This window comes from Fortiea sp. LEGE XX443, assembly GCF_015206815.1.
Lineage (GTDB): Bacteria > Cyanobacteriota > Cyanobacteriia > Cyanobacteriales > Nostocaceae > Nostoc_B.
On sequence record NZ_JADEXZ010000007.1, the window covers coordinates 53,307 to 66,450 of the forward strand.

General features: G+C 41.4%; 11 protein-coding genes and 1 tRNA gene. 6 read left to right on the plus strand and 6 right to left on the minus strand.

The genetic code is table 11. The features are described from left to right. Window positions 1-12 precede the first annotated feature (12 nt). From IQ259_RS05005 to murA, 3 genes are all read right to left on the minus strand, one after another. Window positions 13-945, minus strand: coding sequence for a hypothetical protein (locus tag IQ259_RS05005; RefSeq protein WP_193881786.1), 933 nt, complete (start codon window positions 943-945; stop codon window positions 13-15). 73 nt (window positions 946-1,018) lie between these two features. Then, window positions 1,019-1,894, minus strand: a complete 876-nt coding sequence (locus tag IQ259_RS05010; protein ID WP_193881788.1) for a M48 family metallopeptidase — start codon at window positions 1,892-1,894, stop codon at window positions 1,019-1,021. A gap of 204 nt (window positions 1,895-2,098) precedes the next feature. Then, complete coding sequence (gene murA, locus IQ259_RS05015) at window positions 2,099-3,475, minus strand: UDP-N-acetylglucosamine 1-carboxyvinyltransferase (RefSeq protein WP_193881984.1); 1,377 nt, start codon at window positions 3,473-3,475, stop codon at window positions 2,099-2,101. Window positions 3,476-3,839: 364 nt separating this feature from the next. Here murA and IQ259_RS05020 point away from each other — a divergent pair. Further along, window positions 3,840-3,921, plus strand: a tRNA-Leu gene (locus IQ259_RS05020). An 84-nt stretch (window positions 3,922-4,005) separates the two neighbouring features. Beyond that, complete coding sequence (locus IQ259_RS05025; RefSeq protein WP_193881791.1) at window positions 4,006-4,788, plus strand: RNA methyltransferase; 783 nt, start codon at window positions 4,006-4,008, stop codon at window positions 4,786-4,788. A gap of 7 nt (window positions 4,789-4,795) precedes the next feature. Here the strand turns inward: IQ259_RS05025 and IQ259_RS05030 are convergent, their stop codons facing one another. Together IQ259_RS05030 and IQ259_RS05035 are read right to left on the minus strand one after the other, a co-directional pair. Then, window positions 4,796-5,023 (minus strand): hypothetical protein, encoded by a 228-nt coding sequence (locus tag IQ259_RS05030; protein WP_193881794.1) that lies wholly within the window; start codon window positions 5,021-5,023, stop codon window positions 4,796-4,798. A 291-nt stretch (window positions 5,024-5,314) separates the two neighbouring features. Then, window positions 5,315-7,123, minus strand: a complete 1,809-nt coding sequence (locus IQ259_RS05035; protein WP_193881798.1) for a DUF1565 domain-containing protein — start codon at window positions 7,121-7,123, stop codon at window positions 5,315-5,317. Window positions 7,124-7,372: 249 nt separating this feature from the next. Here IQ259_RS05035 and IQ259_RS05040 point away from each other — a divergent pair, with 249 nt between their 5' ends. Together IQ259_RS05040 and thiS are read left to right on the plus strand one after the other, a co-directional pair. Next, the gene (locus tag IQ259_RS05040) at window positions 7,373-8,491 is read left to right on the plus strand and encodes a thiamine phosphate synthase (protein ID WP_193881801.1); all 1,119 of its coding nucleotides are present in this window, start codon (window positions 7,373-7,375) and stop codon (window positions 8,489-8,491) included. A 106-nt stretch (window positions 8,492-8,597) separates the two neighbouring features. Beyond that, on the plus strand, window positions 8,598-8,810 hold the full coding sequence (gene thiS / locus IQ259_RS05045; protein ID WP_193881804.1) for a sulfur carrier protein ThiS: 213 nt from the start codon (window positions 8,598-8,600) through the stop codon (window positions 8,808-8,810). Here thiS and IQ259_RS05050 read toward each other — a convergent pair. Next, complete coding sequence (locus IQ259_RS05050) at window positions 8,807-10,018, minus strand: glycosyltransferase family 4 protein (RefSeq protein ID WP_193881807.1); 1,212 nt, start codon at window positions 10,016-10,018, stop codon at window positions 8,807-8,809. The two genes, thiS and IQ259_RS05050, sit on opposite strands and share 4 nt — an antisense overlap. Before the next feature lie 1,320 nt (window positions 10,019-11,338). Here IQ259_RS05050 and IQ259_RS05055 point away from each other — a divergent pair. Beyond that, window positions 11,339-12,316 (plus strand): DUF1517 domain-containing protein, encoded by a 978-nt coding sequence (locus tag IQ259_RS05055; RefSeq protein WP_193881810.1) that lies wholly within the window; start codon window positions 11,339-11,341, stop codon window positions 12,314-12,316. Window positions 12,317-12,466: 150 nt separating this feature from the next. Continuing rightward, the gene (locus tag IQ259_RS05060; protein WP_193881813.1) at window positions 12,467-13,090 is read left to right on the plus strand and encodes a Uma2 family endonuclease; all 624 of its coding nucleotides are present in this window, start codon (window positions 12,467-12,469) and stop codon (window positions 13,088-13,090) included. Window positions 13,091-13,144 lie beyond the last annotated feature (54 nt).

The window sequence follows — 13,144 nt, forward strand, 5'->3', positions numbered from 1 at the left end:
TTTTACCATTCTCTACAGAAATCTATTTAATAATTCTTCCCGCGAGAGTTGTAATAATAAAGGAGTAAATTCTTCTGGAGATAATGCTAATAAAGGTTCTATAATTCCTCTTAATTCTGCATCTAAATCACCAAAACGAAATCGCAATAAATTTTCTATAACTTTTCGTCTTTCTGCTTGAATGCCTTCTTGAATGCCTTCTTGAATGCCTTCTTGAATGCCTTCTTGAATGCCTTCTTGTTTAGTTTCTGCCAATTTCTGCTCGTAAATAGGTGATAAGCGCATAATTAAATCTCTATCCTCTTCTTCTATATTTTGATTTACTTCCAAGGTCATCTTCAAACTTAATAATAAATCAATTGCTTTAGCACGTAAGGGATTATCTTGCGGAAGTGCTTCCAGTTCATCTATTGCTTGTTTCTGGACTTTGCCTTTTCCTAAAATTCTTAACCATAATGTTTCTTCAATACACGGTAATTGATGAATTGCGACGATCGCTGTTCTTAAATAATTACCGAGGAAATTTATTCCTACTCCCCAGTTTTCTAGATTCTGGCTAGTTCTAAATCCCTCTAATATAGATTCCGAAGCTGTCGGTGATAAAATCCATAATCGCGGTAATTCAGATTCAGTAACCCGGTTGTTATCAACTTTAGACTGACGCTTAATTTCAGCAAATATATCGAATAACTTGTTTATACAACTGCGGATTTCTGCAATTGTAGCCGCATTTCTAAAGGGCTCTATTAATGCTGGTGTAGATGCAATTTTTCCTAATAATCCCAAGTCTAGTTTATCACTTGTTGATGGAGATGTAGGTGCGAAATAAACATCAATTTCTCGGATTTCCGCAGAAACTTTGCGACTAGTTTCTATTTCTCCTAATGGTTGTAATAATTCTTTAAGATAATCTTTGGCAAATTGGTCGTAGGGGAACCTGGTCATTAGCTCATTTTGGCACTTTACACATATCTTACATGAGGGCGATCGCCTCCGACCTACCGCAGATTATCTTGGTTTACCAGTTACGCCAACCGCCTTTAGCTGGAAGTTCACTGGAATTTTTTAACCCGTGAGAGTGCAGTAGGGTTTGATATTCTTGACTACTAGCCCAACGGTCAATTTCTCTAGCTCGCAGTACTGGGACAGGATGGGTTAATTGGGCTGTGCGGGCTGCTTTCACCATTTCACCCAATTCTGTCTTACTAATATCATCATAAGCACGGGCTTGGGCAACAAAAGCATCAAGGTTGAGTTGTGGTGCGAGTATTGGTGAACCACCTGCTAGTTTCATCAACACAGACATGACAACTTTGGGGTTTTGGGTGGCTAACAAAGCGGCGCGATCGCAGGTAAACTCAGCACAACGTACCCATTCTAAAAGTTGTGTTTGGATGGCTTGGGCAAGCAAATTACCCACATTTGGTACAATTGCCGCAGCTAAGATTAATAAATTTACAGGCGTTAGGTAAACGCTGTGGTCGCATTTGAGATGCCCTAATTCATGGGCAATTACCGCCTGAATTTCTTCTGGTGTCAGGATATCTATTAAAGACGTGTGCAGTACAACAAAAGGCTGCTTACCTCGCATGGCAAAAGTGTAAGCATTGGGAGCCGGGTGTTGCCGCACATATAATTGGGGTGGCTCAATATCTAACGTTTTGCAAGCTTCTCGCAACAAATTGTGTAAATTGGGCAGTTGATTTTCACTGACCAAAATACTAGAGGCAATATTTTCTACATAAAAAATCTGCTCCGCCATTGGCCCAAGCCAATTTCGTACCATCAAGTCAATACCAGGTATTTGCTTGAGAGCTTTGGTAGATTCCAAGTCTAAGGGATGACGAAAGGAGTCAGCTTTTAAACCAGTTAGCGGGGTTTTAGTGAATGACATGATGTAGGCAGCTTGAACACAAAGACTGTAGGATTTGGGCTGTTGGGATAAACAGCCACCCACAGCTAGTATAACGATTAAGTCGGGTGGGCATTGCCTAGCAGAACTTACGCAACAAGACTATTGGTTTTGGCAGGGTGTAAGGGGGTAAGGATTTGAACACCTACACCCCTTATACCTGTTCAGAGGTAATTCCTACCTACACTAGGTCGAAATCGTTACTGGCGCTGTACTGCCATTGGGAGTAACATCTGCATCTGTAGGTACTTCTTTGACGCGCTTGATTTTAGCTCCCAATTGTTGCAACTTGAGATCAAGTCTGTCATAACCGCGATCGAGGTGATGTAATCCTTGAATGGTAGTTTGTCCTTCCGCCGCTAGTCCTGCTAAAACTAGGGCGGCCGATGCTCGTAAGTCTGTGCCTAATACAGGCGCACCTGATAACATCGGTACTCCTCGCACAAAGGCTGCATTACCTTTAACGCGAATATCTGCTCCTAAGCGATTTAACTCAGAAGCATGGCGTAAACGATTTTCAAAGACAGATTCGTTAATGATGCTGTCACCTTCAGCCAAGGCGAGTAGTGCCATAAACGGTGCTTGCATATCTGTAGGAAAGCCGGGATGGGGCAAGGTTTCAATATATGTCGCCTTGAGAGTCTCCGCCGGTAGCAGCCGCAAGCAATCTGGGGCTTCCTCAATTATCGGTACGCCAATTTCTCGTAATTTGGCAATCACAGGAATTAAATGATCTGGGACAACTGGGGATAGTAAGATTTCGGAACGAGTAATCGCACCAGCAACTAAAAAGGTTCCAGTTTCAATGCGATCGGGAATAATGCTGTAGTCAACAGAATGCAACTGCGGAACACCCACAATTGTAATTATGCTAGTACCAGCACCTTGGATTTTGGCTCCCATCGCGTTGCAGAAATTTGCCAGATCGACAACTTCTGGTTCGCGGGCGGCATTTTCGATGATGGTTTCACCATCTGCAAGGGTAGCAGCCATCATCAACGTTTCCGTTGCTCCCACGCTGGGAGTGTCAAAGTAAATTTTGGCTCCTTTTAATCTGCCACCACCGGGAACATAAGCATTACAAATGCCATGTTCAATCTGCACTTCGGCTCCCATTGCTTGCAGTCCTCGGACGTGCAAATCAACTGGTCTGGCTCCAATTGCACAGCCACCAGGTAAGGGCATTTGTGCTACTCCTAGCCTTGCTAGTATGGAACCAATGGCAAAAAAACTTGCCCGTAGTTGAGTAACGAGTTCGTAGGGAGCTTTAGATGTAGTAATGTGGCTGGCATTAATATCTAAAATGTCGCCTTGGCGTGTGACACTTACACCCAAAGCTGATAAAACTTGACCCATTTTTTCGACATCCGCTAACAAGGGAACATTGCGGATGTGACAATCTCCAGAACAGAGCAAGGCTCCAGCCATGATTACCAGTGCTGAATTTTTTGCTCCGCTAATTTTTACATGACCGTGCAAAGGATGCCCACCCAAAATTTGCAAGACTGAGGAGTCTGCTTGAGGTGCAAGCTTGGCATCTGGTAAGCTGGTAGAAGGATTAATAAGCCTACCTCCAAAGATAATACGTAATTTTCAAGGGTTGAAGTTGGTTTTGATTCTACAGTAAAGATTTAATTTGTCTACATCTTGTATTCATCAATATATTTTTTGGGTCGGAACTGACGACGGAAAATCACCAGAATTTAGCCTGGGGGTAGATGAGTAAAACTCAATACTCCAGATAACTATGTTATGTTTTTTTCGCACTAGACATTGGGCTATGGAAAACCCAATCACTCATCATAGTTCCCAATGTTTCATCTGGAATATCTATACATGGATATTTACACGGGTATTTTTTGATCTTAGTTGACAACAATCAATAATTGAGTAATAATTAGAAATTGTCGATATAAAAACGATGCCAGCGGAACTGGCGGAATTGGCAGACGCGCTAGATTCAGGTTCTAGTGCCGCAAGGCTTCCGGGTTCAAGTCCCGGGTTCCGCATTTAAAGTTAAAGGGTAAAAGGTAAAGGGCAAAAACGTAAGTCTTTTACTTTTTACTTTTGATTTTTTACTTTTGCCTTTAATTGTGTTAACTAGTTTACAGAATTCTCTGGTCAAGCAAATTCGCAAGCTGCACTCTACTAAGGAGCGACACAAGCAGGAATTATTTTTGCTAGAAGGGACGCATTTGCTGGAAGAAGCTTGTGCGGTGGGTTATCCCTTAGTGACGGTGTGTTGTACGTCCCAATGGCAAGTATCTCACTCGTCATTGTGGGAAGCAGTATCTAGTCGTTGCGATCGCGCAGAAATTGTCAGTGAAGAAGTTTTAGAAGCGATCGCTACTACAATTCAACCAGATGGGGTCGTAGCAACAGCAAAACGCAGTATTGGTCAAAATCAAATCCCACTTACTGGGATTGCTTTAGCATTAGAAACCATCCAAGATCCCGGTAATTTGGGAACAATTATCCGCACAGCGGCGGCGGCTGGTGCATCGGGATTGTGGCTGAGTGACGATAGTGTAGATTTAGATAACCCAAAAGTTCTGCGTGCTAGTGCGGGACAATGGTTTCGCTTAGATATGGCGGTAAGCGAAGATTTAACAGCGACAGTCCAACAAAGTCAGCAAGGGGGAATGCAAGTTATAGCTACCTTACCGACAGCAACTTTAACTTATTGGCAAATAGACTGGCGCAAACCCAGTTTGATTTTATTGGGAAATGAAGGGGCTGGTTTATCAGCAGACTTAGCAAAAATGGCAGATCAACAAGTCAACATTCCCCTAAGTCCAGGAGTGGAGTCTTTGAATGTGGCGATCGCAGCTGCTTTAATGTTGTATGAAGCTCGGCGGCAAATAACAGCAAGCTAAAGCAGTATTACTTGGTCTTTTCTTCTAGATATTTCTCAATATCAGCAACCGCGTCCTCAAAGGCTGCTAAGTCAATATCAGTCAAATCATCTGCTAGTTCGAGTTCAACTGGCTCCTCAATCTGGGTTTCAGCGTTCTCAGTCAGACTGTCTTGTAAAATACCTTCCAATTGGTTAAGCGATTGGTGAAACTCCTGATCCGCGGCGCGGCGCTGTTGATGCTGATTTTGCTCCATAATTCTGACTGAAAAATAGGATTTATTAAGTTAGTTTTAAATTGTAGTTCCTACGGATTTCTATTTTGCATATATCAGAGCTTGATGGCTATCTACTGTATTAACTTTACACACTCAACGGCTGAATAGCAAAATTAGCGAGAAAGGCATGAAATCATTTGTGAATAACTAAAGATCCCCGACTTTTTTGAAAAGTCGGGGATCTGAGCAAGGGGGATTTTCACAAGATTTTTTGACGCTTACTCAAACAGATGCTATTGTGCGATCGCTATAAGTAAATGGTGATTTCATTTAATTTAACGGCTCAATAACAGTTCGTAAACCATTACCTGTAAGAGTTTTTAACATTTCATCGGCGTTAAACCGATTGCTAAATACTCCTACTTGCATAACTTTACGCCCTTGCCGGATTGTCGAAAATGCACCAGGGGCAACAAATCGCACTAATTCCTGTTCTCTTTCGTTGGCTACTTCTACAATAACGCGGTAACGTGTGCCTCTGGCAGGCTGTACATAACTTACACTGTCAGCAGTTTTGTTAGTTTGTGGAACTGGTACTTTTTGCAGATTGCGAGTATTACCGAGGGGAACATTACCGTTGGGAACCGGTAAAGGTGCTGCACTGGGTATAGTCAATGCTGGTGCTTGATTTTGACTGGGTAGTGTTGTCACCGAATTGGGTGCGACAAATTCAATGGTATTAGTGTCAATCTGCACATAATTTAACTGTGGTGACGCTGGTTGTAAAACTGGTAGTGATGTGACTTTAGCTGTGGGAGTAACTTGAGTGTTTGTTGGTGGTTGTTTTGCTGCTAAACTGCTGGGGATCGGGAATCCGCCAGTAGGAGGAGTGAGTGGTTGTTGATGAGATTTCGAGGGAATGGGGTTCTTGGGTAATGTTGCTACTGGTTTAGTAGGATTAGGAACTTCAGGTGCAGAAAAGGTGATTTCTTGATTAGCCAGAATTGCTGAGATTGTAGTAGGTGAAGAATTATCAGTAATAGAGACGGCTTGAGCGTTAAAATCTACTTTGCCTATGACACGATTGCCAGTCAAGTTATTCCCCGCAGCAGCAATGATTTCCTTGGCAGTACTGGCATTAATGTCATAGCGAGCATTATTGCGAAATTCGTTACCTCCTGATTCCGTAATAGTACCTAAATCTGGCATTGCTTGGGCGATCGCTACTAAACCATCTTCTTTACTACCTGCAATTAAATTATTTCGCAAAGTCGGACGCGCTTTGCCTTGGACGATAATTCCTGAGCGATTATTCTGAATTTGATTACCTACAACTACAGGAGCCGCATTTTGGGTGATATTTACCCCAAAACCTGTTTCTTGAAAAATATTTTCCTGCACCTGCGCCTGAGAAGTTCCGCTGAGAGTGATACCGTTAGCACCATTTCGATAAAAATAATTTTTATTAATTGTTGGTGCGCCGTTACCGCTAACAGCAACACCATCTTGGGTATTTCCGGTAAATGTATTCTCAGAAATTACGGGATGGCTCGATTCAATCCACAAACCATAACCACGGGGATTGGAATTGGTGAGCGTCACTCCTGTTAACACAGCCTGAGTTGCTCCAACAATCGTAACATTCTGCCCACCAAAGCTGCGACTGAGGTATGTACCACCTCCTTGAATCGTAATCCCACTGCCTTTGTTACTTGCATCTCCTTGGATGGAAATGCCTGGTCGCAGTATTAATGGAAATATTTCTCCAGTGTCTGTACTGTAATTACCCGGAGCCAACATAATCACTGTATTATCTACGGCAACTTGCAAAGCTTGGGTAATGGTTTTTAAAGGCGTGCGATCGCTTCCATTACCCGTGGTGTCATCTCCGATACTTGGGTTGACAAACAGTACATTAACCTGAGAGAGTGTTCTGTCACCCAGGGGCATCTGAGCAACGGCGCTACTGTTGATCGCCAGGAAAGTTAAACCTGCCACTCCCATACCAAGCGTACAAAGCAAAAGTGAGTAACCAAAAGCTATGGGCCTAGCTAAATCCAGAGATGGATATAGTGGATTAAAGGCTATTAGCTTAAGCGCCAGTCTACGATTTTGACTAGACACAATGGGGGAAATCATTTTTACAACACTCCTGAGAAATAACAATAAAGTCTTATACCCTTAGACACTAATATGTCGATAATGTTACCCACAATATTGACCTATTGGCTATTTTGAAGACAAAGTAATTAATAAGGATGAAGAGTAAAGGCTGAAAGATGAAATTACCCTCCGGGAAGCCACCCAAAGGGTGTCTACATACTTCACACTTTTCTCTTCTCGATATCTCTTGCCTAGTAAATTAACGATGCTAAAAACATTGCACATATGAAAGAGGCTGGCTGTTACGATGAAAGCACTAATGGAGTTGTGGTAATGGTCGAGCCGTATAGCCAAAAAGAGCAAATACAGCAAGTGGTTTACCGCATATTGGATGCTAATTTAGACCGCGCTCGTGAAGGTTTGCGAATTATCGAGGAGTGGTGTCGCTTTGGTTTGAATAATCTCCAGTTAGCTGGGGAATGTAAATATCTGCGACAAGAGCTTGCTAAATGGCATACGGCGGAAATACGAGCGGCACGAGATACACTAGGGGATGTTGGCACTGATTTGTCGCACCCTCAAGAAGAACAACGCTCTAGCATTAAGTTGTTGTTACAAGCTAACTTTTGCCGTGTTCAAGAAGCATTGCGGGTGCTGGAAGAATACGGTAAGCTGTATCACCCAAATATGGGAAAAGCTTTTAAGCAAATGCGCTATCGGGTTTACACCCTAGAAAGTAATTTGATGGGTTATCAGCGTCATCAATTGTTGTGGCGATCGCATTTATATTTAGTAACATCCTCAGCAGAAAATTTGTTGGGTACTGTAGAATCTGCACTTAAAGGCGGATTGACTCTAGTGCAGTATCGCGATAAAAATGCTGATGATACTGTGCGGCTAGAACAAGCAACAAAACTACGGCAGTTATGTCATGCTTACGGCGCTCTGTTTATGATGAATGATCGCGTAGACTTAGCCTTAGCTGTGGATGCTGACGGCGTACATCTAGGACAACAGGATATGCCAATTGCTGCTGCTCGGCAATTATTGGGGACACAGCGCATAATTGGTCGTTCTACCACTAATGCGGAAGAAATGCAAAAGGCCATTACCGAAGGAGCAGACTACATAGGTGTTGGCCCTGTTTACGAAACTCCAACAAAAGTAGGTAAACCTGCTGCTGGCTTAGAATATGTCCGGTACGCCGCCCAAAATAGTGCTGTACCCTGGTTTGCTATTGGCGGCATTGATGCCAATAATATCAATGATGTCATAGATGCAGGAGCAGAACGGGTGGCGGTGGTGCGATCGCTGATGCAAGCGGAACAACCTACTCTCGTCACCCAATACCTACTGTCGCAACTCAAACGCGTCAAACCTCAAGCAGAGACAATACAAAATTAAGTGCTGAGTCATTTGTCATTTGACAAAATGCAGGAGGATAAGACTTCAGACTAGCCTGCGGCAAGCCGCTGCGCGTCTACACATTTCACACTTCATACTTTATTTTATGTCCGAACAAATTACCCTTCAGGTGAATGGGGAACCCCGCAATTGCTCATCCCCATCTTTGTTACCCGATTTACTGCAACAATTGGGTTTCAATCCGCGCTTAGTGGCGGTGGAGTATAACGGGGAAATTTTACATCGCCAATTTTGGTCACAAACTATAGTACAACCAGGCGATCGCTTGGAAGTAGTCACTATTGTCGGCGGTGGTTAATTTTCTTGATAAAGCATCCGGTGAAGAGTTTTGCGCCTAGCTAATTCTTTACCTTTGCGACCAAGTTGTTCACGCAATTGCTGGTTTTGACACAAGCGCTTAAAGGCTTGAAAAACTTCGTACCCAGATTTAGGATTCACTAGTATGCCATTTTCTTCATGGCTTACTACCTCAATAACAGAACCTAAACGCGAGGCAATTACGGGTTTACCAAAGTAACTTGCTTCTAAATATGCAACACTAAAACCATCGATAAATCTAGCGCTGGTATTGTTCAAGGTCAGCATAGCAAAGATATCACAAGCAGCATAGTAGCCTGCTAACTCACTATCAGGTATGTAGCCAGCAAAGTGTACCCTCTGGTTTACTCGTAAGCGCTGCGCTAGAGTTTGCAGTTCTGATTCACAATCACCTTGACCACAAAGTATGTAGTGAACGTCTATCCCAATAGTCAGCAATAATGGGAGATTTTCAATGATGCGTTCAAAGCTTTTATGCTTTACCAATTGTCCTACAGAAAGAATAACAACTGCTGTTTCTGGGATATTGTAAGCCTGACGCACCTGCACCCTTAAATCATCGAGATTAATGTGGTTTGTACCTAAACTAAATTTCTCTGGTCTGACTACAGGATGAATTACATGGGTAGGGGTTTGTAAGCGGAAAGAATTTCTGAGATAATCTCTTGTAAAGGAACTGTTACAAACAATGCCTGTGGCGCGTGTCAGTGTTAATTTAAATAGTGATCGCCACACCGGGTTGCCTAACGCACTACGAATATCATTACCGTGCAAATAAATAAAAAAGCGGATGGGTAACAGATAGCTCAATAATAACAAGGAAGGAAATTCGTAGCCGTGTCCCCATTCAATATAACGATAGTGATAGCGAAAATAGAGTTTGATCGCCAGCACAAATGACCAGACTAGATTAATTAACGGCTTGAGGAGATTGCCAAAAAAACCACCCAGCCAGTGTGGAGAACTTGGCCAGCGATAGATAGGAAACTGTTGAACTTGGTCAAATCTTTGATCACCTGCACAACTAGCAGCTAAAACAATTATCCGCTCTGGATCTTGAAGACAACGATTATAGAGATATTCGCCAATAACAGCCTCTTTTGGTAAAAAGAGACGCGATATCACTAAAATATCTGGACATGCGGTTTTTTCTCTAATATTTGTTGCTAATTGAGAAATATGTTCCATGTTAACTTCGGTCACTTTAACTCAAAAAATTTGTAATTGTGCATACTAAAGTTAAGTGAAAGTGCAGCTTGTAAGTTAGCTGTGATCAATCATCGTAACTAACTCGTTAGCGCCCTTGCTTTTTGATGTTGTTATCAGCCAAAGTTTGCCCTTAGTCTTAATATTCTAGCCGAATCGAATGATCACTTAATGGTAGTTCTCTCATCAATAAATTACTAAGATTTGATGAGGTAAATACCACTATTTTAAGTTGTTGTGGTAATAGATTTTCTTTTCTAGTTCTGGTTAATATTGGTGCTATTTCCACTATATGTTGAACAGCAATTTATTTCTATCTTGCCATTGGGTAATTTATGAGCTATGTATCTAAAGTTTTCCCTCTGAGAATATTTTAACTCATCGAGATTGTGAGAAAAGTGAAGCGGAATTTACATACAGCCAGTTTTACTTGGTGGTAGCTAAAAAAATTTTGGCATTCTAGAACAGAACTGTTGCTCATTTCTCATTCACACAAATTCAAAATTTGAATTTCACTCAACGTTAAAACGCTATATTTTTGTCAGATTTTTTCACAAACTGTAATTATTTTAGACCTAGGAAAGATATTTACATTCATAATTACCATTCTGTAGCAGTAGTCTGTGAGAAACATCATTCTCAATCCTTCAATTTAAATGAATGTATTACCAAGCTTTAAGAAATATTATAAAACATTAAAATTAGTGATTTGATGATTGTTTGTGTGAAGTGTTTATTAATTATATATTTTAGTAACAATTGACTCACTTTTAAAAATTTATGTAGAAAAATAATCAAAATTACAGTCTGGTAATTATAGCTAAAAAACTGATTGTAAAAGCTATAAAAAATCCTAAAAATGGCTAGATACTAAAGCTTAACTTCCATCATGCGGCATATGCCGCCAAAATGCCAAAAAATTTTCAATAAAGCTAAAGAACAGGTAGTGTTTGCTACAAGAATCTAAGTAAAAAAATAATAGCGATCGCTATAGTTTATCCTTTTGCCTTCCACCTTTCGCCTGATTTTACAGAAATCATTAATTTATCCCAAAGTTCCTACGCTCAAGCATAAGTTCCAAGGTACGGTTATCTACAACAGAAATCCCCCCTCCGTCCGCTGTTTACCTAAGATAAGACGCGGTACATTGAAGAAGTAGCAACAACAATTGATGTTACAAAAAGCTACTGCCAATTAAATACTCGCTTACTAGTCGCGGGCTGGCATCAGCTACATACCGCAAAAATCCTAACAGTATTAGGATGCAATCATCAGCAATACAATTTTTCAAGCGACTGTGTTATGCGTAAAAAACTACAACAAACAATCAAACCACTCTTAAAAACCTTTTTTGTACTGAGTCTGGTGTTAACTTTAGCACTGGGAAATGCTGACGGAGCATTAGCAGCCCGCAGTGGTGGTCGTATTGGTGGCGGTTCTTTTAGAGTACCTTCCAACCGCACCTACACACCACGAACTTACGCACCTCCCGGTGGTGGCGGATACTATGCTCCTTATCCTGGCGGTGGTTTTGGTTTTCCATTCCTGATTCCTTTTTGGGGAATTGGTGGAGGATTTGGCGGTCTGTTTACAATTTTGATTTTTATTGCGATCGCTAACTTTTTAGTTCAAAGTTTCCGCCGCGCCAGCAGTGGCGGAGTTGAAGAAGTCGGTTACAGCAGCAACCCAAACGTTTCTGTAACTCGTTTGCAAGTAGGTTTGTTAGCTCAAGCCCGTAATTTGCAACCAGAACTCAACAAAATTGCTGAAATTGCTGACACCAACTCTCCCGAAGGAAGAGCAGCCGTTTTACAAGAAACCAGCTTGGCTTTACTCCGCCATCCAGAATACTGGGTTTATGCAGGCGGTGGCACACAACAAGCTAAGTTAAATTCTGCTGAAGGTCAGTTCAACCGTTTAGCGTTAGCCGAACGCAGCAAATTTAGCGAAGAAACTCTTTCTAATGTCAATAACCAATTAAAAGAGGCTCTATCTCAAAAAGCCTTGCCTTCTACTGGTGAACTTGACAACCCAACTCGTCTAATTAGCGAAGGCCCTGGGGAATATATTATCGTTACCTTGTTAGCAGCAACCCTCGGCAAATTTGAAATCCCAGCTATCAATAATACAGATGATTTACGTCAAGCATTGCGCCAAATTGGTAGCATTCCGGGTGAGCAACTTTTAGCGATCGAAGTGCTATGGACTCCCCAAGCTGAAGGCGATACCCTAACTTCTGATGATTTGTTAGCAGAGTATCCCGATTTGAAACTTGTTTAACTCCCTTGGGTGGGTAATAGATGATCAGGCTTTTAAATACTATATTATCCACCCTACGGAATTAGATTTTTATACCCGCCGACGATGCGGGTTTTTCAATTTATTTAGCAGAACGGGTTTTGCCTGTGTAGATATTCCTCACAAAAAACTATGAGTCAAGCTTTAACCAAACCTGTAACATTTGATGAATTCATTGAATGGTATCCCGAAGATTCTGAAGTGCGCTACGAATTACACGATGGAGTGATTGTTGAGATGCCAAAACCAAGAGGGAAACATTCAAGAGTAACAGGCTTTGGGATTAACCATCTCAATATAGCTATTGGAAATTTGCAGAAGGAAGATATTTGGTTTATTCCTAGAGAATCGATAGTAAAAACTTCAGAAGGAAAATCTGGATATGAACCAGATATTATCGTTTTAGATGAAACATCTCTCGTCAACGAAACAAGATGGGAAAGTCAATCAATTATCGAACTCGCTGATTCAATCAAGTTAATTGTTGAAGTTGTCAGCACAAACTGGCGAGATGATTACTGTAAAAAATCTGCTGACTATGAACAGATGGGGATTCAGGAATATTGGATAATTGACCACGAAGCTCTAGGCGGAAAGCGGTTTATTGGCAACCCAAAGCAACCAACTATTTCAGTTTATCAACTCATTGATGACGAATATCAGATTAGTCAATTTAGAGATAATGACCAAATTATTTCACCAACATTCCCTACTTTTAATTTAACTGCCAAACAAATTTTTAATGCTCATTTATAATTGAAGCAAAATGTAGAATTCAGCATGAATGAGTGGGGATAAAGACCCGCGACT

Excerpts from the sequence above, each read along its gene's own strand:
- IQ259_RS05030 (WP_193881794.1), bottom strand. The coding sequence starts at position 5,023 with ATGGAGCAAAATCAGCATCAACAGCGCCGCGCCGCGGATCAGGAGTTT.
- IQ259_RS05010 (WP_193881788.1), bottom strand. The coding sequence starts at position 1,894 with ATGTCATTCACTAAAACCCCGCTAACTGGTTTAAAAGCTGACTCCTTT.
- IQ259_RS05055 (WP_193881810.1), top strand. The coding sequence starts at position 11,339 with ATGCGTAAAAAACTACAACAAACAATCAAACCACTCTTAAAAACCTTT.
- IQ259_RS05060 (WP_193881813.1), top strand. The coding sequence starts at position 12,467 with ATGAGTCAAGCTTTAACCAAACCTGTAACATTTGATGAATTCATTGAA.
- IQ259_RS05040 (WP_193881801.1), top strand. The coding sequence starts at position 7,373 with ATGAAAGAGGCTGGCTGTTACGATGAAAGCACTAATGGAGTTGTGGTA.
- IQ259_RS05050 (WP_193881807.1), bottom strand. The coding sequence starts at position 10,018 with ATGGAACATATTTCTCAATTAGCAACAAATATTAGAGAAAAAACCGCA.
- IQ259_RS05035 (WP_193881798.1), bottom strand. The coding sequence starts at position 7,123 with ATGATTTCCCCCATTGTGTCTAGTCAAAATCGTAGACTGGCGCTTAAG.
- IQ259_RS05005 (WP_193881786.1), bottom strand. The coding sequence starts at position 945 with ATGACCAGGTTCCCCTACGACCAATTTGCCAAAGATTATCTTAAAGAA.
- thiS (WP_193881804.1), top strand. The coding sequence starts at position 8,598 with ATGTCCGAACAAATTACCCTTCAGGTGAATGGGGAACCCCGCAATTGC.